Here is a 20,444-nt window from a genome sequence, read left to right as displayed (position 1 = left end):
TCGACCCGCGCTCCTTGCTCCATGGCCGCGACACCATGTGGAGGTTCAGTGAAGCGGTCCCGATAATCGCAGGCTGGTGCGATTTGCGCAGCGATTTTGGCACTGTGTGGCCCGGGTGTTGCGCAGTCGTTATGGCTGAGTCCCCTGCGGCGCGGTCGCCGTGTGGGCCACATGGGGCGAATGTGGCCGTTCGCGGGTGAAAGCCCCGTTTTTCCGGGTGCAGGACCGTGGATGCGCTTCAAAAAGCCAGCAAATTTGGGCATTCTGCCCAGGTGGCGATCTTGGACGTACGGCCTGAACTGCTGGAAGCGCTGACCGCACTGCGCGACCGCGTCGCTGCCGCACGCTTTCCGCTGCCGCTTCCGGGGGCGGAACGAGCGCGCAAGTCGCGGGACGAGCTCCTCGCACAATTCGACGACTACCTGGTGCCCCGGCTGCGCGCTCCCGAGGCGCCGCTGCTCGCCGTCATCGGCGGCTCCACCGGAGCCGGGAAGTCCACCCTGGTCAACTCCCTCGTCGGCCGCAGAGTCAGCGACGCGGGCGTGCTGCGCCCCACCACCCGCACCCCCGTCCTCGTCTGCCATCCGGACGACTACCCCTGGTTCGCGGCCCAGCGCGTGCTGCCGCGCCTGGGCCGCGTCTGGATGCCGCGCCAGGACGGCCGCCTCGACGAGACCGAGTACGACGACGGCTGCGACACCGACCCGGACGACGGCGCGGCACCCGGCGGAACCCCCCGCGCCCTCCGCATCGAGACCGACCCGGCCCTGCCCATCGGCCTCGCCCTGCTCGATGCCCCGGACATCGACTCCCTCGTCGCCCGCAACCGCGACCTCGCCGCCGAGCTGATCTGCGCCGCCGACATCTGGGTGCTCGTCACCACCGCGGCCCGCTACGCCGACGCCGTCCCCTGGCACCTGCTGCGCACCGCCAAGGAGTACGACGTCACGCTCGCCACCGTGCTCGACCGGGTACCCCACCAGATCGCGACCGACGTGGCCCGCCAGTACGGCCAACTCCTGGACAGCGAGGGCCTGTCCGCGGTGCCGCGCTTCACCATTCCCGAACTCCCCGAGTCCGCCGGCGGTTCGGGCCTGCTGCCGACCACGGCCGTCGCCGCGCTGCGCGAGTGGCTCACCCGGCGCGCGATGGACCCGTACACCCGGGCCGCCGCCGGCGGGCGCACGGCCGCCGGGGCGCTCGCCTCGCTCCGCTCCCGGGTGGGCGCGCTGGCGAGCGCCTCCGCCGCCCAGCACTCCGCGACGCTGCGGCTGGGCCGGCACGTCGAGGAGGCGTACGAGGAGGCCGGAAAGCAGGTGCGGCGGCGGATCGCCGACGGGGAGCTGATGGCGGGCGACGCCGCCGAGCACTGGCGCGGCTTCCCCGTCGACAGCGGCGGCGACGAACTGCTCGACGCCTTCGAGGACGGCCTGGCCGCGCTCCTCGCCGACGCGATCGCCGCGGCGGACGACCGGGTCGTCGCCGCCTGGCCGCGGGAACCGTACGCCGAGACTCCGGACCGCCCCGTCGCACAGCCGGACGCGCCCCGGTCCGTGACGCGCGCGGCCGACAGCCCCGAGGCGGTGCGGGTGACCCCGGTGCAGCCGCCGGGGCCCGCCGCCGCTTCCGCCGCGGCGCTGTCGGCCGTGGCCGCCGAGATCGCGCTCGCCGCGGCCGAGGACGGTCCCGGACGCGTGGCCGTGCTGGTCCGCCGCTGGCGGCGGTGCCTGGAGGAGATGGCGGAGGAGGAAGTGCGCTCCGCCGAGCGGAACTCGGCGGCGGGGGCCGAGGAGACGGCCGGACTGCTCGCCGCCGTCCTGCTGGGCGGCGAGCGGGCGCGCAGCGCGACCCGCACCCTCTCCGGCGTGATCGGCGCCGAGCGCGCGAAGCGGCTCCGCACCCAGGGCAGGCGGCTGCTGGCCGACTACCTGGAGCGGGTGCTGCGCAGCGAGCGCGACCGGAGGCTGGAGCCCGTCGACGCGCTGGAGACCACCTCGGACGTCCAGGTGGAGCTGATCGCGGCGTTCTCGAAGCTGCGCCGGGCCGAATCCGGCCGCCCCGTACGGGAGTTGTCGCAGGTACAGAGGGAGAGGTGACCGAGGTGTCGCCCGAGCAGGACCACACGGACAGCACACCGGCCGGGACCGCCGGCCCGGACGGGGAGGGCGACGACGGCCGGACGCCCGGACCGCCTCCCGGCGAGCGGGGCGCGGGCGCCTGGGACGACGGACTGATCGCCCGCCGCGCCGACCGGGCGGGCCGCACCGTCCCGGACGGCGGCGAGCCGGGCCGTGGCGCGCGTCCCCCGCACCGCATCGCCTCCGCGGCCGACCGGCTCTCCGCCGCCGAGCACCTGGCGGCCACCACCGCACGGCAGCGCCGGCTCCAGGAGGAGCGGGAGCTGCGGGAGCGCAGGGAGGAACTGGAGCAGCGGGAACGGCAGGCGCTGCGGGAACGCCGCGAGGCGTGGGGGCGCGACGAGGCCGCCCGTACGGTCGGCGGGGAGGGCACCCTCCTCGCGGCACCGGTACCGGAACAGCCCGCGCCCGCTTCTTCCCCGCCCGTGCGGCGGGAGGACGGTGAACTTCCGCTTCCGGCGGGGGAGTTCGACGAGGAGCCGCTGCGGCAGCGGCTCGGCGCGCTGCGTGAACTCATCGGGCTCTCCCGTACCCGGGTGGACGGGCAGGTGCTGGAGGAGGCGTCCCGGCTGCTCGACGAGGCGGCGGCGCGCGGCCGGCTGCCCCGCACCTGCACCACGGTGGCGATCGCCGGGGCCACGGGGAGCGGGAAGTCCTCCCTGTTCAACGCGCTCGCCGGGGCGCCGCTGTCCCCGGCCGGTACGCGGCGGCCGACCACGGCGGAACCCGTCGCCTGCTCCTGGGAGGCGCGGCACGACCCCGGTACCGCCGACGGGCTGCTGGACCGGCTCGGCGTCGCCCGCCACCTGCGGTGCCGTTCCAGCGCCCCGGAACCGTCCGGCCTCGTCCTGCTCGACCTCCCCGACCACGACTCGGCAGCGCCGGGCCACCGGGACCAGGTGGACCGGCTGCTGCGCCTCGTCGACGCGGTGGTGTGGGTCGTCGACCCGGAGAAGTACGCGGACGCCGTGCTGCACGAGCGCTACCTGCGCCCGCTCGCCGGGTACGCGGAGGTCACGTTCATCGTCCTGAACCAGGTCGACCGGCTCCCCGGAGAGGCCAAGGACACCGTCCTCGACGACCTGCGGAGGCTGCTGGACGAGGACGGCATGGCGCTCGGCGAGCACGGTGAACCCGGTGCCCGGGTGCTCGCCGTCTCGGCGCTCACCGGTGCCGGGATGGCCGAACTGCGCGAGGAGATCGGCTCGTTCGTCGCGGAGCGGCGCGCGGCGGCGCTCCGGCTCGGCGCCGATGTGGACGGGGCCGTGGCGCGGCTGCGTCCGGTGTACGCGGACCCGGGGCCCGGCTCGCCGCTGGACGGGCCCGCGGGGCTGACCGACGCGGCGCGCGAGGACTTCGAGTACCGGCTGGCCACGGCCGTCGGCGCGGGCGCGGCCGGGCAGGCCGCCGAACGCGCCTGGCTGCGGCAGGCGGAACAGGCGTGCGGCACCCCGTGGGCCCAGCTCACGCAGTGGCTCGACGCCCGACGGGCCCGCAACGGCGCTTCCGGTTCCTCCTCTACGGCTACCAACTCCGGGGCGGTGTCGGAGACTTCGCTTCCCTCTGTTCCGGAGAGCACCGCGGGTGTGCGGCGGACGAGTGTCGCCCGCCCCGTCGTGGCCCAGGCGGTGCGGGAGCTGGGCGAGGGCGCCTCGGCGGGGTTGCCGGAGGCCTGGCAGAAGACCGTGCGGGACGCGGCGTGGCAGGGGTCCGAGGGGCTGCCCGAGGCACTGGACGGCGTGCTGCGCGAACCGGAGGACGGCACCGTCCGGGGCGCCGCCTGGGAGCACGGGCTCCGGGTGCCGCGGCCCCGCTGGTGGACGGCGGCGCGGCTGATGCAGTCGCTGCTGCTCCTGGTGCAACTGGCGGGCGTGGTCTGGCTCGTGACCGCCGCCATGGGCGCGGAGGGCGACGAGGGGTGGCTGCCGGTCGCGGTGCTGCTCGCCGGTTCCGTGGCCAGTCCGCTGCTGGCGTGGGGGTGCCGGATGGCGGCGCGGGGGCCGGCGCGGGCGTACGGGCTGGAGGAGGAGCGGCGGCTGCGGCGGCTCGCGGCCGGCTGCGGGCGCTCACGGGTGCTGGAGCCGGTGGCGTCGGAGCTGCTCCGGTACCGCGAGGTGCGCGAGCAGTACGTGATCGCGGCGGGCGAGGGGCTGCGTACCTTCTGAGTGACCGGAGCCGCGGGTTCCGTCACCCTCCCGGGTGGGCGCGTTGTCCACAGCCGTCCGCGGGTCCACAGGCCGGAGCGGGATTTCGCGAACTGCCGCATCCTGGCTGTCCGTTCGGAGATTCCGGGCGGTCGAGGGGGTGACGTACATGAGGGGAACGCCTGTCACGGTCGTGGGGAACGTCGCGACGGCGGTCGACTTCAGGGCGGCGGCCGGGGGAGTCCCGTGCGCGCGGTTCCGGCTGGCGTGCACGGCCCGCAGGTTCGACCGGCAGCGGAACGAGTGGGCGGACGCGGGCACGAGTTTCTACACGGTCTGGGCCTGGCGGACGCTCGCCTCCAACCTCGCCTCGTCCGTCTCCGTCGGTGAACCCGTCGTCGTCCACGGGCAGTTGCGGATCCGTGAGGACGAGGCCGGCGAGGTCGGCGAGGGGGACGAGAAGGGGCGTCGGCGGTTTCTCTCGGCGGAGATCGCGGCCTGGTCGGTCGGGCACGATCTGACGCGCGGGACGGCGGCCTTCGTGCGGGTGGTGGTGCCGCGGCCGGAGCTGGTGAAGGGGGCGCGGCGGCCGGAGGCCGGGGGCCGCTCGTCCTCAACAGGCCCTGGAATCACGGCAGTCACCGCGGACGGCTGACGTCGCGTACGTCGCCATCTAAGCGGAAGGCATCGTTCCAGGTGGGAGGCCGGTGTCGTGATCGTCCGGGTCCGCCGGATTCAGTGATAACGATTCCGAGTCAGAACGCTTGTACGGCGGGATTCGTGGGGAACGTGCTGTGCCCGCTCTCTACGATCCTTCGGGTAGCTGACGGGGGTGAGAGCTTTACCGGCGGGACGCCGGTCACCTCGACCGCTTCGGATCCGACCAGTGACGAAGCCTGTGCGTCCCGGCCAGAGGGGAAGACCATGACCTTTGTACGGAGGCGGTCGGCCGCACGTGTCGCCGCCGCGGTGGTGGCTCCCGGCCTGCTAGCGGCCGGGACGGTCGCCGGGGCCGGACCGGCCGCAGCCGAGGACGAGGCCGCCCGCACGGGCGGCGCCGCCGCGACCCTGGAGGGTCTGCGCATCTCGGACGAGGCTGTCGTACGCAGAGAGGGCGAGGAGCGCAGAACGGGGGCCGGGCTCTTCGAAATGGCCGTCGACGGCGGCGGGCGTCTGCAGACGTACAGCGTCGACATCGACAACCCCGCGCTGGACCAGGCGCGTTACGAGGAGGCGTCCTGGAAGACGTCCTCGCTGCACGACAACCGGAACGCCGGGAAGATCCGCTGGATCCTGGAGCACTCGTACCCGAAGGTCGACGACCTGCACGCGCTCGCGCGCACCTCCGGCTCCGGCCGGCTCACGCCCGAGACGGCCGCGGCCGGTACCCAGGTCGCGATCTGGCGGTACTCGGACCGGGCCGAGGTGGAGGCCGCCGATCCGGCGGCCGAGAAGCTGGCCGACTTCCTCCAGGAGCGGGCCGGGAAGATGGCGGAGCCGTCCGCCTCCCTCTCGCTGGGTTCCTCCGCTGTGGCCGGGCGGCCCGGTGACCGGCTCGGGCCCGTCACGGTGCGTACCGGCGCCCCGAGCGTCGCCGTCGCCCCCGCTCCGGACGCGGCGGCCCGCGGCGTGAAGCTCGTCGACGCGGACGGCAAGCAGGTGACCTCCGCGCGGGACGGCAGCAAGCTCTACTTCCAGCTCCCCGGCGGGGAGTCGGAGGCCGGGCCGGCGGGGAAGGCCGGCCGGGGCCGGGACGCGGGCGAGGCCGGTGAGGCCGCTGCGGCGGTCGAGGCCGCCGAGCCCGCCGGTGAGGAGTCCGGCTCCACCTCGCTGACGGTGACGGCCTCGACGAAGGTGCCGGTGGGCCGCGTACTCACCGGGACCGGGGAGCACGCCAAGAGCCAGACGCAGATCCTCGCGGGCTCCAGCCAGTCCACCGTCTCGGCGACGGCGTCGGCGCGGTGGGGCGGTTCGGGCGCCGTGCCGGTGGCGCACGCCCGGAAGAACTGCGCCGACGGTTCGGTGGACGTCACCGTCACCAACGGCGGTGACGAGCCCTACGGGTTCAGCCTCGCGGGCAAGAAGTACGAGGTGGCCCCGGGGCATACCCGGACCGCGCCGGTCACCGTCCAGGAGGACCAGGCGTACCGCATCGCGCTGCCCGGGGCGGCCGGTGAGGCCGAGCCGTTCATGGGAGTGCTGGACTGCGAGACGGTCACCAGGACGGCGGCCGAGGGCGCCGACGAGGGCGTCACCCCGCAGGGCGCCCCGGACAGCGCCGACACCACCGGCACGGAGAGCGGCGGCAGCGGCCCGGGCACCATCGCGACGGCCGGTTCGGACGGCGGCGAGGCCGTCTCCGGCGAGGCCGGCCAGGACCCGGACCTCGCGGAGACGGGCAACAGCAGCAACACCCCGTTGATCATCGGCATTGCGGTGGCGCTCGTCCTCGTCGGCGCCGTCGCCCTGCTCGCCGTCCGCAGGCGCGAACCGGAGCAGGACGCGTCCGGGGACGGCTCGGCGGAGGACGGTGCGACGGAGAGCGACGCGGTGGGCGCGAGTGCCCCGGGTGACTCCGCGGACGCGGAGGGTCCCCAGGGTTCGGAGAGCAAGACCCGGACCGATTCGGACAGTTCCGGACAGTAGTCGCGCGGGCGCGGGGCGGCATCGGTGGAAGGCGGAGCCGGAGCCGCCCCGTTTCGGGGAGAGGGGCGCCGTGCGGCAAGATGGGTCCATCTGACCTCACGCGGCTAGGCCGCATCGACACTACAGATTGCCGGACGGTTTCTCTTGGCTGAGTACATCTACACCATGCGCAAGGCGCGCAAGGCGCACGGCGACAAGGTGATCCTGGACGACGTCACCCTGAGTTTCCTGCCCGGCGCGAAAATCGGTGTCGTCGGCCCCAACGGCGCCGGTAAGTCCACCGTTCTCAAGATCATGGCGGGGCTGGAGCAGCCGTCCAACGGCGACGCCTTCCTCTCGCCCGGCTACACGGCGGGCATCCTCCTGCAGGAGCCCCCGCTCGACGAGTCCAAGACCGTGCTGGAGAACGTCCAGGACGGCGTCGCGGAGACCAAGGCGAAGCTCGACCGCTTCAACGAGATCGCCGAGCTCATGGCGACGGACTACTCGGACGAGCTCATGGAGGAGATGGGCAAGCTCCAGGAGCAGCTGGACCACAGCAACGCCTGGGACCTGGAGTCCCAGCTGGAGCAGGCCATGGACGCGCTCGGCTGCCCGGCCGGCGACTGGCCCGTCACCCACCTCTCCGGCGGTGAGCGCCGCCGCGTCGCGCTCTGCAAGCTGCTGCTGGAGCAGCCCGACCTGCTCCTCCTCGACGAGCCCACCAACCACCTGGACGCCGAGTCCGTGCAGTGGCTGGAGCAGCACCTCGCGCAGTACCCCGGCACCGTCGTCGCGATCACCCACGACCGGTACTTCCTCGACAACGTCGCCGAGTGGATCATGGAGCTCGACCGCGGCCGCGCCGTCGGTTACGAGGGCAACTACTCCACGTACCTGGAGAAGAAGCAGGCGCGCCTGAAGGTCGAGGGCCAGAAGGACGCCAAGCGCCAGAAGCGCATGAAGGAAGAGCTGGAGTGGGTGCGCTCCAACGCCAAGGGGCGCCAGGCCAAGTCCAAGTCCCGGCTCAACCGGTACGAGGAGATGGCCGCCGAGGCGGAGAAGACCAAGAAGCTGGACTTCGAGGAGATCCAGATCCCGCCGGGCCCGCGTCTGGGCAACGTCGTCGTCGAGGTCGAGAACCTGGGCAAGGCGTTCGGCGAGAAGGTGCTGATCGACGACCTGTCCTTCACGCTCCCGCGGAACGGCATCGTGGGCGTCATCGGCCCCAACGGCGCCGGTAAGACCACCCTGTTCAAGATGCTGCAGGGCCTGGAGGAGCCGGACTCCGGCTCGATCAAGGTCGGCGAGACCGTCAAGATCTCCTACGTCGACCAGGGCCGCGAGAACATCGACCCGAAGAAGACGCTGTGGGCCGTCGTCTCCGACGAGCTGGACTACATCAACGTCGGCCAGGTCGAGATGCCTTCGCGCGCCTACGTCTCGGCGTTCGGCTTCAAGGGCCCGGACCAGCAGAAGCCCGCGGGCGTGCTCTCCGGCGGTGAGCGCAACCGGCTGAACCTGGCGCTGACCCTGAAGCAGGGCGGCAACCTGCTCCTCCTCGACGAGCCGACCAACGACCTCGACGTCGAGACCCTGTCCTCCCTGGAGAACGCGCTGCTGGACTTCCCCGGCTGCGCCGTGGTCGTCTCCCACGACCGCTGGTTCCTCGACCGGGTCGCGACCCACATCCTCGCCTACGAGGGCGAGTCCAAGTGGTTCTGGTTCGAGGGCAACTTCGAGTCGTACGAGAAGAACAAGATCGAGCGGCTGGGCCCGGACGCGGCCCGTCCGCACCGCGCGTCGTACAAGAAGCTCACGCGCGGCTGAGGGACATCGCGGGGGCGCCCGGTTCGCCGGTGCGCCCCCGCACGCCTGTCAGGACGCGGCCTCCTGGCGGGACCGGGCGGGGCCCGTGGCCGGGCGATCCGGTGGCGGGCCCGCCGAAGATGCGAGGGATGAGGCAGGCGAGCTGAGCGTGCGGCACATATACCGGTGTCCCCTGCGGTGGTCGGACATGGACGCCTTCGGGCACGTCAACAACGTCGTCCACGTCCGGTATCTGGAAGAGGCGCGGATCGACTTCATGTTCCGGCTGGCCCGTGAGGCGCGGCCGGACGCGGGGGAGCGGGCGGAGCCGGACGAGCTGCCGCCGTTCACCGGGGGCTCGGTCGTGGCGCGGCACGAGATCGACTACCTGCGCCCCCTGGTCCACCGGCACGAGCCGGTGACGGTCGAACTCTGGGTGACCAAGCTCGGCGCCGCCTCCGCGACCGTCGCGTACGAAATCAAGGACCCCCAGACGGTGTACGTGCGCGCCACGACCGTCGTGGTCCCCTACGACTTGGAGAGGGAGCGTCCCCGTCGGCTCAGCGCCGCCGAACGGACGTTCCTGGAAGGCTACTTCGATGACAGTGCAACAGCGTCTGGTATTCGCTGACCCCGGAGAGGCGGCGGGTCTCGCCGCGTTCCTCGGACGGCTGCTGCGCTGGGAGAAGAACGCGGCCGTCCGCATTCAGGCGGGCGGCGGCGTCGCCGGGATCTTCGCCAAGCCCGCGCGGTTCGAGGTGCTCGCCGTCCGCACCGGGCGGCTGCTGGAGCCGCTGGAGCTGGACGTCACCGTCTCGGCGGGTGAACTCCTCGAGGGGATAGAGGAGGAGAAGGAGAGCGTCCGGATTCCGGGGCCCGTCACCGGGCCGCCGTGGGCCGGTGTGCTGCCGCCGCGGGGCGGCTGGCAGGCGTTCGCCGAGCTGCCGCCGGACTCGGTGCGCACGGTGGCCGTCGCCGCCGTGGGCGAGTTCCGCGAGCGGGCCGAGAAGCTGAACGAGCGGGCGCGGACGCGCGAGACGCTGGACGCGCTCGCCGACGAGATCTGGTCCCGTCCGCTGGGGCGTACGGGCCTGCCGCTGCGCGCCGTGCACGCCGCGCACGCGCTGGGCTTCCTGCGCGGCAAGGAGCCGGTGGTGCTGCTGCGCGCGGGCGCGTGGCTGCGGCTGCGGACCACCGACGGTTCCGTCGCGGTCCGGGCCGCGGGCAAGGGCGCCGGGCTGAGCGTCACCCCGGTCTGAGCGGGGACGGGAGCAACTGCCCCGCGCCGAGGAGGAGTTGACACACGAAGGGCCGGGTCCGGCTGCCGGACCCGGCCCTTCGTGCGCGTCCGCTCAGTCGGCGGAGTTGACCATCGAGCGGGCGGCGAAGACGAAGTACTTCCACAGCTGCTGCTCGTGCTCGGGGTCGAGCTCCAGGCTGTCGACGGCCTCGCGCATGTGCCGCAGCCACGCGTCGTGCGCGGCCTGGTCGACCTTGAACGGCGCGTGCCGCATCCGCAGCCGGGGGTGGCCGCGGGACTCGCTGTAGGTGCGGGGGCCGCCCCAGTACTGCATGAGGAAGAGCGCGAGCCGCTCCTCCGCCGGGCCGAGGTCCTCCTCCGGGTACATCGCCCGCAGGTCCGGGTCGCCGGCGACGCCTTCGTAGAAGCGCCGCACGAGGCGCCGGAAGGTCTCCTCGCCGCCGACCTGCTCGTAGAAGGTCTGCGTCTGCAAGCTGCCGCGCGGAATCTCCATCACGTCCCCCATGGTCGCAGACGCGGAGACCGAGGCCCCCGGTCCTAAGCCCCCACAGCCCGCTACTCCCGGGTATGTACCGCAGGTCACACCGCGCGGCCCGCCGTCCTCCCGCGGCGCCCTCGCGTCCGGCGGCACCGCGCCGCACAGTGGGGGCATGGGTGCTGCCTCGGGTCTCGTACGGGAGATCGTCGCGGGCGGCGCGCTCACGGACCCGGACTGGCGCGCCGCCTTCGAGGAGGTGCTCCGCGAGACCTTCGTCCCGTACTACTACGCGACGGGTCCGGACGGCGACTACCGGCGGCTGTGGCGGGACGACCCCGATCCGCGGGTGCGGGACCGTTGGCGGGCGGGCGTCTACGACGACGTGCCGCTGGCCACCCGGGTGCGGGACGGGGTGCTGGTCTCCTCCAGCAGCCAGCCGTCGCTGATGGCGCGGATGCTGGAGGCGCTCGACTTCCGGGACGGCATGACCGTCCTGGAGATCGGCACCGGGCCCGGCTGGACCGCGGGGCTGCTCTCGCACCGGCTCGGCGAGCGGAACGTCACCACCGTCGACCTCGACCGGGACATCACCGACGCGGCACGCGCCCACCTCGCCGCCGCCGGCCACCACCCGCACGTCGTCACGGGGGACGGGGCGCTCGGCTGCCCCGAGCACGCGCCGTACGACCGGATCATCGCGACCTGCGAGCTGCCCCGCGTCCCGCCGGGCTGGCTCGCGCAGTGCGCGCCGGGGGCGCTGGTGCTGGCGCCCGTCGCGACGGGGCTCGTCCGGCTGCGGGTGACGGACGCGTCCCACGCGGCGGGCCACTTCCTGGCCACCCCCGCGTTCTTCGTGCCGCTGCGCGGCGCGACCCCGCCGCCGCCACCCGCGCCCGGACTGTCCGGAGTGCCCCGGCGTGCGCGGTCGGACGACTCGTTCCGGTTCCTGCTCGCCCTGTGCGCGGGGCAGTTGGAGGCGGCGGACGCGTACCGGCTGTGGCGCGACGAGGACTGCCCGCCGCGCGAGCGGTACGGGATGACGGTCGGGGACGGCGGCCAGTGGGCCTGGCTGGACCGCGAAGAGGGCCCGTACGGCTGGCCGTTCGACGCTCCGGGCGGGGACGGGACGTAACGGGGGAACCGGGGGCGGGCGCGGGGGCGTGTTCACGGAACGGGGAGGCGCGCGGAAGATCGCGATACGAACAAGATCCCGGCCAAAAGGCTGTGCCTGTCGGTGCCTCCCGCCATACTGCTGGGCATGGCTCCGCCCCGGCCCGCACGCGCGGCAGACCGGAGGGACCGGGGTCGTCAGTGACCGAGGGGGAGGGCTCCGAGCCGTGACACAGCCGCCCGGGCGACCGGTGCCGCAGCAGCCCGGTCCGCTGCCCGAGGAGGGGCACCTCCCGGTACCGCCCTCGACCCCTGTCTCCCAGCCGACGCACGCCGTCGCGGGTGGCGCTTCGGCGGGCCAACCCGCCGCCGGGCGGGGGCAGGTGCCCGCCCAGCCCGCGCCCGCGTCCCCCGCGCCCGGCCAACCGGCCCCCGCCGCGGCCCCGTTGCCCGGCGGGCCTGGGCAGGTGCCGTCCGACGGGTGGGCGGAGCCGCGGCGTACGGCCTGGTCGGAGGGGGTGCACCGGCTGCGGGCCGCGGCCACGACGGAGCCGGGACGGCTGCGGATCATCGGGGCCGCGCTGGCGGCGCTGGTCGTGCTGTTCGGCGTCGTCGCCGCCTGGCAGGTGTCGGACCGGCAGGCGGCCGCCGGCGCCGTCGTGGACCACAGCCAGCCGCTCAGCGCCGACGCGGCGCACGTCTACCGCTCGCTCGCCGACGCCGACACCGTCGCGTCCAGCGGTTTCCTCGCCGGGGGCGACGAGCCGCGCTCCGTCCGCCGGCGGTACGAGAAGGACATCCGGGACGCCTCCACGCTGCTCGCCAAGGCCGCGGCGAACTCCGAGGGTTCGCGCACCGCGCAGCGGCAGATCAGCACCCTCAACGAGGAACTCCCCCGGTACACGGGCCTGGTGGAGGCGGCGCGCGCCAACAACCGGCAGGGCCTCCCGCTCGGCGGCGCCTATCTGCGGTACGCCAACGAGCAGATGCGCCAGGAGCTCCTCCCCGCGGCCAGGACGCTCTACGAGGCCGAGACGGAACGGCTGGCCGCGGACTCGGCGGACGCCAGGAGCCTGCCGTGGTTCGCGCTGGCCGCCGGAGTCGCCGCCGTCGGCGGGCTGTTGTGGGCCCAGCGGCGCGACTTCCTGCGCACCAACCGGATGGTCAACCCCGGCCTCGCGGGCGCCACGGCGGCCTGCGCCGTGCTCCTGCTGTGGCTCGCCGCCGGGCACGGACTGGCCAGGTCCGGCCTGACGGAGGCCGAGGAGAACGGCGCCCACTCCCTGCGGGTCCTCAACGACGCGCGCACCGGCGCCCTCCAGGCCCGCGGCAACGAGAACATGACGCTGGTCGCGCGCGGCGGCGGGGACGCCAGGTACGAGACGGGGTACGCGCGGCAGATGCGGACGCTCTCCGGCTCGGAGCGGGCCGGAGGCGGCGGTTCCGGAGACGGCGGACTGCTCGGCGACGCGCTGCGGCTGGCCGACGACAGCGCCGGGCGCGCACCCGTCGCCGGGGCGCAGCGCCACGTCGAGGTGTGGAAACAGCGGCACGCGCAGGCGCGGACGGCCTCCGACGACGGCGACTACGAGGCGGCCGTCGCCAAGGTCATCGGCGGTTCCGGCAGCACGGGCGAGAGCTTCGACGCGGTGGACGCCGCGCTGGAGAAGGCGAGCGGCCACGAGCAGGCCCAGTTCGAGGAGGCCGCCGGTGGCGGGCGGGCCGCGCTGACGGGCCTGTCCGTGGGGGCCGTCGCGCTCGGGATCGCCGGTGCCGCGGCGGCGGTGACGGGCATGGGACGCAGGCTTTCGGAGTACCGGTGAGGGGGAGTCGGCCGTGAGGGCAGGGGAGCCGCAGCGGGAGAGGCACGGGGAGGCGCCGCGCGCGGGACGCCGGATGCGCGGGGTGGCCGGGCGCGACGGCCGGTCCCTCGCGGTCGCGTTGAGCGGGCTCGCCGTCGTGACGGCGGTGCTGGCCTCCACGGTGCTCGGCTCCGCCGCGCCCGCGCCGCCCGCCGCCGAGGGCCGGTCGTCCGGCGCCGGGAGCGGCCACGGCGCCGTCGGCGCCCGCGCGGACGCGGAGCGGTCACCGGCGCTGCGCGCGGCGCCCGAGCCCGAGACCTGCGCCGACGGCGAGGACCCGGCCGCGAGCCTGAAGCCCTCGGCGGGGTCCGGTCCTGCGGTGACGCGGATCAAGCAGCGCGGCCGGCTCGTCGTCGGCGTGGACCAGAACAGCTATCTGTGGGGGTACCGAGACCCGTCCACCGGGCGCATCGAGGGCTTCGACATCGATCTGGTGCAGGCCATCGCGACGGACCTGCTCGGCCCCGACCCGGACGTCACGTACAAGACGATCCCCACCGACCAGCGCGTCACCGCCGTTCAGGACGGGGACGTCGACATGGTCGTGCGCGCGATGACCGTCAACTGCGAGCGCATCCGCCAGGTCGCCTTCTCCACCGCGTACTTCGAGGCCGGGCAGCAGCTGGTGGTGCCGAAGGAGAAGGCGCGGGTCACCGGCTTCAACGAGAGCATGCGGGGCAAGCGGCTCTGCGTCGCCGCCGGTTCGACGGCCGAGACGCTGATGCGGAGCGAGGGCTACCGTGGTCTGGGGGCGAAAATCCTCGTCGTGGACAATCAGCTCGACTGTCTCGTCCGCATGCAACTCGGCGGCACGGACGCCACCCTGACCGACAGCGCCCTGGGCGCGGGTCAGGCCGCGCAGGACCCCTCCGTCGAACTCATCGGTGAACCGGAGACCATTGAGCCGTACGGCGTCGCGATGAACCGCGCGGACGAAGATCTGGTCCGCAGGGTCAACAAGGTGCTGGACGACTACCGTGACAGCAAGTGGCGGGCCTCGTACGAGAAGTGGCTGGCCGACAACATGGTGGGTACGCAGGACGGCAAGAGGCCGTCGCCGCCCGAACCGAAGTACCGGGACTGAAGCAGTCGGCGCCAGGCGCAGGGCGAGAGAGCAGTGAGGTGATCGATGGGCCCCGCGGGACCCACCGGGCCGGTGATGAGCCGCGAGGAGGTGGACCGTGCCCTGGAGCGCCTCGACGCCGAACACGAGGCCGTCGAGACGTCGTTGCTCGCGCTCCAGGACCACGCGGGCCGCGGCCTCCTGGAGGGCGCCGAGCTCACCGGAACCACCGCACGCCGCTGGGCGGGCACCGAGCGGGACATCACCCGCCTGTGGAACACCTTCGACACCTACACCCGAGTCCTCGGCGAGGCCCGTGAGATCCGCGCCCGGCGCCGCTGGCCCAGCCGCGACGACCTCACCGAGCTGACGGCACTCCTGCGCGGCACCCACCGCGTGACCGGCGAAGGCGAGGAGACCGGGCCCGGACTGACGCTGAGCGGCCTGGTCGACGCCATGAACTCCGGGTACGCGCAGGCCCTCGACGTGGTCGTCGCCGCCGACACGGTCTGGTCCGCGCTGCCCGCGCGGATCGACATGCTCGCCGCCGAGCTCCGCCGCGTCCGCTCCCTGGCCCGGTCGGCCGGTGTACGCCCGGGTGAGCACCCGGCCGGTGACGACCTGGAGCGCACCACCCGGGAACTCACCGCGCTCCGCGCCGAGGTGATCTCCGACCCGCTCGCCTTCTGGGCGCCCGCGAGCGGCAGCAGCGCCCCGGGCGGCGGCCGCCCGGACACCGCGCGCTACGACCGCGCGGCCCGCGCGCTGGAGGACGTCCGCCGCGAGGTGGACGCGGTGCTCAACGTCCGGCAGGACGCCGAGGCGCGTCTGCTCGCCCTGCGGGACGTGCTCTCCCGCGCCGACCGCACGCTCGCCGAGGCCCGCGAGGCGCGCGGCGAGGTGCTGGCGAAGATCGCGGCCTCCGAGGTGCCCGCCGTCAGCGGGCCGCCCACCGCGCTGCACGAACAGCTCTCCGCGGCGGCCGAGTACCGCAGACGCGGCCAGTGGCACCGGCTGTCGCCGCTGCTGGAGAGCCTGGAGCCGCGCGCCGAGGACGAGTTGGAGCGCGCCCGCGCCGAACTCTCCGCCGTCACGGCCCCGCTGGCCGTACGGGCCGAGCTCCGCGGACGGCTCGACTCCTGCCGGGCGCGCGTCGTCCGGCACGGCGTGGGGGAGGACCCGGTGCTGGCCGAGCGGTACGACGCGGCGCGCCGCATGCTGTGGAGCGCGCCCTGCGATCTGCGCGCCGCCGAGGACGCGGTGCTGCGCTACCAGGGCTCGGTGCAGGAGGCCCTGGTGCCGCACCGGTCCGGACCGCCGGAGACCATGAACGGCGGCCACGGAGCCGCCGGCCCGGAGAGCGTGACGGACGGGGCGGAGACCGGCGTCTCGGTCGTACCGGAGGGCGCGGTGGCGCACGAGGCCCCCGGACATGACAGGGTGCCCGCACAGGACAAGGAGGGCGCATGAGCGGACGGGAAGAGCCGGCCGGGCCCGGCGCCGGTGCCCCGGCGTCTGCCGCGTTCCCGGAACCGGCCGCGGGCGCGGGCCCGTGCCAGCGGCCCGGCTGTGGCGGCGCGTACGAGGCGGCCGGCGCCGGGGAGTTGTACTGCGACACCTGCGGGCTCGCGCCCGTCGTCGCGCCCGGCGGCATGCTCGGGGTGGCGCCGACGGGGCTGACCAGCGCCGTCCGGGAGGGCCCCGCGCCCGCCTCCGGCTCCTCGGGTTCCTCGGCGCGTTCGCGCCCCTCGTCCCTCTCCTCGACGCGCTCGCACTCCTCCCGCCGCTCGGTGTCGGGCCGGCTCACCCGCGAGCTGTCGCAGGGCACGGCCCGGCTGGTGTCGGTGCGCAGCTCGCGCTCCTCGGCGAAGACGACGACGAGGAGCAGGCTCGGCGCCGGCCTCGTCGCCGTCCCGGACGTGCCGCGGGCCGACCCCTCGGCCGTCGTCCTGGCGAACCCGGAGGTGCCGGAGCGCAAGCGGTTCTGCAGCAGCAGCCGGTGCGGGGCGCCGGTGGGCCGGGCGCGGGCCGAACGGCCAGGACGTACCGAGGGGTTCTGCACCAAGTGCGGGCACCCGTACTCCTTCGTCCCGAAGCTGCGCCCCGGCGATCTCGTCCGGGGCCAGTACGAGGTGGCGGGCTGCCTGGCGCACGGCGGGCTCGGCTGGATCTACCTGGCGACGGACCGCGCCGTCTCCGACCGCTGGGTCGTGCTGAAGGGCCTGCTCGACAGCGGGGACGAGGACGCCATGGCGGCGGCCATCTCCGAACGCCGGTTCCTGGCGCAGATCGAGCACTCCAACATCGTCCGCATCTACAACTTCGTCGAGCACCTCGACCAGCGGACGGGCAGCGTCGACGGCTACATCGTCATGGAGTACGTCGGCGGCAAGTCGCTCAAGCAGATCGCCAACGAGCGCCGCACGCCCAGCGGGAGCCGGGAGCCGATGCCGGTGGAGCAGGCGTGCGCGTACGGCCTGGAGGCGCTGGAGGCGCTCGGCCACCTGCACAGCCGGAACCTGCTCTACTGCGACTTCAAGGTCGACAACGCCATCCAGCAGCAGGACCAGTTGAAGCTCATCGACATGGGCGCGGTCCGCCGCATGGACGACGACGCCAGCCCCGTCTACGGCACGGTCGGCTTCCAGGCGCCGGAGGTCGTCACCGAGGGAGCCTCGGTCGCCTCGGACCTCTACACCGTCGCCAGGACGCTGGCGGTGCTCACCTTCGACTTCCGCGGCTACACCAGCACCTACGCCGACAGCCTTCCGGACCCGCAGCACATCCGGATCTTCCAGCGGTACGAGTCCTTCTACCGCTTCCTGGTCCGCGCCACCGACCCGGACCCGCAGCGGCGGTTCGCCTCGGCCGAGGAGATGGCCGAGCAGCTGCTCGGGGTGCTGCGCGAGGTCGTCGCGCTCCAGACGGAACGCCAACGGCCCGCCATGTCCACCCTGTTCGGCCCGGAGCTGCGCGTCGTCGACACCGAACTCCTCGCCCGCACCTGTGGCGACACCTCCGCGCTGGGCGCCCGCCCCGTCACGCCCGCTGTACCGCCGGGCCGCGGTCTGCTGCGCCGGGGCGGCCGGACGGGGAAACCGGCCCCCGCCACCACGCTCGCGCAGCAGAGCACGGCGGCCCAGCAGTACGGCACGCACGGCAGCACGCCCACGCACGTCCGGCTGGAGGGCCGCCCCGGCCCCGCGCCCCGTTCCGGACAGGCGGGCGAACCGGTCCGCCTGGTGCCGCTGCACGCCCGGGCCACGGCCCTGGCCCTGCCCGTGCCCCGCGTCGACCCCGGCGATCCCAACGCCGGTTTCCTGACCGGCCTGATGGCCTCCTCACCGGGCGAACTGCTCGGCGCGCTCCGGGGCGCACCGGCCGACTCCCTGGAGCTGCGCCTGCGCGAACTGCGCGCGCTGCTGGAGCGGGACACCGCCCAGGACCGGACGGCGGCGGCCCGGCTGCTGACCGAACTGGAGGGCCGGTACCCGGAGGACTGGCGCGTCATCTGGTACCGCGGCCTGGTGGCGCTGGTGACGGGCGACCGGGAGAACGCGGCCCTGTCCTTCGACGCCGTCTACGACGCGTTCCCCGGCGAACCGGCCCCGAAGCTGGCCCTCGGCGTCTGCGCCGAGACCCTCGGCCAGCTGGACAACGCCACCGAGTACTACCGGATCGTGTGGACGACCGACATCAGTTACGTGAGCGCCGCCTTCGGCCTGGCCCGGGTGCGGCTCGCGGCCGGGGACCGGAGCGGCGCCGTCGAGGCCCTGGAGTCGGTCCCCGCCTCGTCGATCCACTACACGGCGGCCCGCGTCGCCGCGATCAGGGCGCGGCTGCGGCAGCGCGCCCCGCACGAACCACTGCTCGACGATCTGCGTGCGGCCGCGCGCGAGGTCGGGCGGTTGCAGGACGCGGGGCTCGACGCCCCGCGCCGGGAAGAGCTCACCACCGAGGTGCTGGGCAGCGCGCTGGACTGGGTGATCGCCGGACGTCCGGGGGCCGCCACGGCCGCCGGGCCCGCGCCCGCACGGTCCGAGCCGCTGCTGGGCAGCCCGCTGGACGAGGAAGGGCTGCGCTTCGGACTGGAGCGCGCGTACCGTCTGCTCGCCCGGCTCGCACAGTCCGGCACTGAGAGGATCGAACTGGTGGAACGCGCGAACCGGTTCCGCCCCAGGACGTGGGTGTGACAATGCCACAGCTCAACCAACTGTCCGGATGCCCCAGCTGCGCGGAGCCGCTGGAAGAGGGAGACCTCTTCTGCGGCGCCTGCGGAGCCGAACTGGCGGCTGCCGCACAGCATGTGTCCCAGGCGGGCAGAGGCCGGGCGACCGTTCCGGGCGCGCCCCCGCCGCCCACGGCCCCGCCCGCGGTCCCCACCCCGACGCTGCCCTCGGTGCACATCCCGCCGCCCCCGTCGGCGCCGCCCGCGGCGCCCACCCCGACGGAGCCGGACTTCACGCTGCCGACGTCCACCGTCCGGCAGCCGCCGCCGGGCCGGGCCGGGCAGGGCGGCGCGGAGTACGGCGCCGCGGAGTACGGGCCGCCGCCCCAGTACGGCGCGCCCGCCGCCGTGCCTCCGGCCCAGGCGCCGGAGCCGCCGGCCTACCCGCCGCACCCGCGGCCCGCGCCGCCCGTGCCGGAGACCCGCATCGGGGTCCCGGCCGAGGGCGCGCCCGCCGCGCCGGTGGCCCCGCCCGCCGAGGCCCCGCAGCCGGAGGAAGCCCCCGCGCCGCCGCCCGCGCCCGATCCGCGTGCGGACGCCCGGCCGGTGCTGGACGATTTCGCCCCCCGCGCCGTGCTCGACGACTTCGTGCCGCGCGGTCAGCAGACCGCGTACGAGGCCGCGATGAGCAAGCGGGAGCGCGGCCCGGACGTGCCCACCGTCAGCGACGCGGCGTTCCCGTCCGGAGAGGCACCGGCGCCCGCTCCTTCCTACCCGCCGCCCGGAGCTCCGGCGCCCGCCGTCCCTGCACCGGCCGTCCCTGCACCGGCCGTCCCTGCACCGGCCGTCCCGGCACCGGCCGCCGCGCCCTCCGGTGCTGCCGGTCCGCACTGTGTCGCCTGTGGCACGGGGACGGTCGACAGCGACGGGTACTGCGAGCACTGCGGGCACAAGCAGCCGCTCGAACGCGACCACATGGAGCGCGCGTTGCCGAGCGTCGCCGTCGCCAGTGACCGGGGCCTGCGCCACCACCGGAACGAGGACTTCTTCTCCGTCCTCGAATCCTTCACCGCGAGCGGCTCGTTGGCGACGATCGCCGTCGTCTGCGACGGCGTCTCCTCCGCCACCCGGCCCGACGACGCGTCCGCCGCGGCGGCGAAGGCGGCGGGGGAGTCCATGGGCGCGGCGGTGCCGCACGGCGCGCACCCGCAGCAGATCATGCACGACGCGCTGGTGGCCGCCGCCGAGGCCGTCACCCACCTCGCCTCCGAGGGGCCGAACGAGCCGTCCAAGAACGCGCCAGCCTGCACGATCGTCAGTGCCCTCACGGCCGAGGGCGTCCTCACCGTCGGCTGGATCGGCGACAGCCGCGCGTACTGGGTCCCCGACGACCGCAGTGCCCCGCCCGCGCGGCTGACCGAGGACGACTCCTGGGCGGCCCAGATGGTCTCCGCCGGGCTGATGACGGAGGCCGAGGCGTACGCGGACGCCCGGGCGCACGCGATCACCGGCTGGCTCGGTGCCGACGCGCACGAAGTCGACCCGCACACCGCCTCGTTCAAGCCCGACCGCTCCGGTGTGGTCATCGTGTGCACGGACGGACTGTGGAACTACGCGGAGTCCGCCGAGGACATGGCCGCCGTCGTCCCGCAGGACGCGCACGCCCGGCCGCTCCCGTGCGCGCAGCACCTGGTCGGTTACGCGCTGGACGGCGGCGGGATGGACAACATCACCGTGGCCGTCGTCCCGTTCGCCATGCCGGACTGATCCGGCCGCCCCGCTCCCG

At 74.5% G+C, this 20,444-nt stretch carries 14 protein-coding genes; 13 read left to right on the top strand and 1 reads right to left on the bottom strand.

All coding sequences use genetic code 11. From position 1 onward, the window contains the following. Positions 1 to 281: 281 nt before the first annotated feature. The 7 genes from HCC30_RS03950 (at position 282) to HCC30_RS03920 (ending at position 9,975) form a co-directional block, all read left to right on the top strand. Positions 282 to 2,096 (top strand): dynamin family protein, encoded by a 1,815-nt coding sequence (locus tag HCC30_RS03950; RefSeq protein ID WP_169441368.1) that lies wholly within the window; start codon positions 282 to 284, stop codon positions 2,094 to 2,096. Next, the gene (locus HCC30_RS03945) at positions 2,093 to 4,303 is read left to right on the top strand and encodes a GTPase (protein ID WP_346776487.1); all 2,211 of its coding nucleotides are present in this window, start codon (positions 2,093 to 2,095) and stop codon (positions 4,301 to 4,303) included. Before HCC30_RS03950 ends, HCC30_RS03945 begins: the two co-directional genes overlap by 4 nt. A gap of 148 nt (positions 4,304 to 4,451) precedes the next feature. Next, the gene (locus tag HCC30_RS03940) at positions 4,452 to 4,937 is read left to right on the top strand and encodes a single-stranded DNA-binding protein (RefSeq protein ID WP_169440594.1); all 486 of its coding nucleotides are present in this window, start codon (positions 4,452 to 4,454) and stop codon (positions 4,935 to 4,937) included. Between the two features lie 269 nt (positions 4,938 to 5,206). Further along, the gene (locus HCC30_RS03935; protein WP_169440593.1) at positions 5,207 to 6,928 is read left to right on the top strand and encodes a thioester domain-containing protein; all 1,722 of its coding nucleotides are present in this window, start codon (positions 5,207 to 5,209) and stop codon (positions 6,926 to 6,928) included. Between the two features lie 144 nt (positions 6,929 to 7,072). Further along, positions 7,073 to 8,737, top strand: a complete 1,665-nt coding sequence (gene ettA, locus HCC30_RS03930; protein WP_169440592.1) for an energy-dependent translational throttle protein EttA — start codon at positions 7,073 to 7,075, stop codon at positions 8,735 to 8,737. Positions 8,738 to 8,885: 148 nt separating this feature from the next. Continuing rightward, the gene (locus tag HCC30_RS03925; protein ID WP_346776486.1) at positions 8,886 to 9,347 is read left to right on the top strand and encodes a thioesterase family protein; all 462 of its coding nucleotides are present in this window, start codon (positions 8,886 to 8,888) and stop codon (positions 9,345 to 9,347) included. Further along, positions 9,316 to 9,975 carry a hypothetical protein gene (locus HCC30_RS03920; RefSeq protein ID WP_169440590.1) on the top strand — a complete coding sequence of 220 codons (660 nt, stop codon included), beginning with the start codon at positions 9,316 to 9,318 and terminating at the stop codon, positions 9,973 to 9,975. The genes HCC30_RS03925 and HCC30_RS03920 overlap by 32 nt, the downstream gene beginning before the upstream one ends. Before the next feature lie 93 nt (positions 9,976 to 10,068). On the opposite strand, the gene HCC30_RS03915 is transcribed toward HCC30_RS03920, so the two are convergent. Continuing rightward, positions 10,069 to 10,473: a globin gene (locus tag HCC30_RS03915; protein ID WP_169440589.1), complete on the bottom strand. Its 405-nt coding sequence runs from the start codon at positions 10,471 to 10,473 to the stop codon at positions 10,069 to 10,071. 154 nt (positions 10,474 to 10,627) lie between these two features. Between HCC30_RS03915 and HCC30_RS03910 the strand changes: the two genes are divergently transcribed. The 6 genes from HCC30_RS03910 to HCC30_RS03885 all read left to right on the top strand — a co-directional run bounded on the left by HCC30_RS03910 (position 10,628) and on the right by HCC30_RS03885 (position 20,425). After that, positions 10,628 to 11,587, top strand: coding sequence for a methyltransferase domain-containing protein (locus tag HCC30_RS03910; protein ID WP_169440588.1), 960 nt, complete (start codon positions 10,628 to 10,630; stop codon positions 11,585 to 11,587). Between the two features lie 445 nt (positions 11,588 to 12,032). Further along, positions 12,033 to 13,388 (top strand): hypothetical protein, encoded by a 1,356-nt coding sequence (locus HCC30_RS03905; protein WP_169440587.1) that lies wholly within the window; start codon positions 12,033 to 12,035, stop codon positions 13,386 to 13,388. Between the two features lie 13 nt (positions 13,389 to 13,401). Further along, positions 13,402 to 14,511: a glutamate ABC transporter substrate-binding protein gene (locus HCC30_RS03900; protein WP_346776485.1), complete on the top strand. Its 1,110-nt coding sequence runs from the start codon at positions 13,402 to 13,404 to the stop codon at positions 14,509 to 14,511. Positions 14,512 to 14,556: 45 nt separating this feature from the next. After that, complete coding sequence (locus tag HCC30_RS03895; protein ID WP_240979323.1) at positions 14,557 to 15,960, top strand: hypothetical protein; 1,404 nt, start codon at positions 14,557 to 14,559, stop codon at positions 15,958 to 15,960. Further along, positions 15,957 to 18,683 (top strand): serine/threonine-protein kinase, encoded by a 2,727-nt coding sequence (locus tag HCC30_RS03890; protein WP_169440586.1) that lies wholly within the window; start codon positions 15,957 to 15,959, stop codon positions 18,681 to 18,683. The genes HCC30_RS03895 and HCC30_RS03890 overlap by 4 nt, the downstream gene beginning before the upstream one ends. Before the next feature lie 2 nt (positions 18,684 to 18,685). Next, positions 18,686 to 20,425 carry a PP2C family serine/threonine-protein phosphatase gene (locus HCC30_RS03885; protein WP_169440585.1) on the top strand — a complete coding sequence of 580 codons (1,740 nt, stop codon included), beginning with the start codon at positions 18,686 to 18,688 and terminating at the stop codon, positions 20,423 to 20,425. Positions 20,426 to 20,444 lie beyond the last annotated feature (19 nt).

This window comes from Streptomyces sp. HNM0574 (assembly GCF_012726235.1).
Lineage (GTDB): Bacteria > Actinomycetota > Actinomycetes > Streptomycetales > Streptomycetaceae > Streptomyces.
Note: the sequence above shows the minus strand (reverse complement) of the source record. Positions and strands in the feature narration are given on the sequence as shown.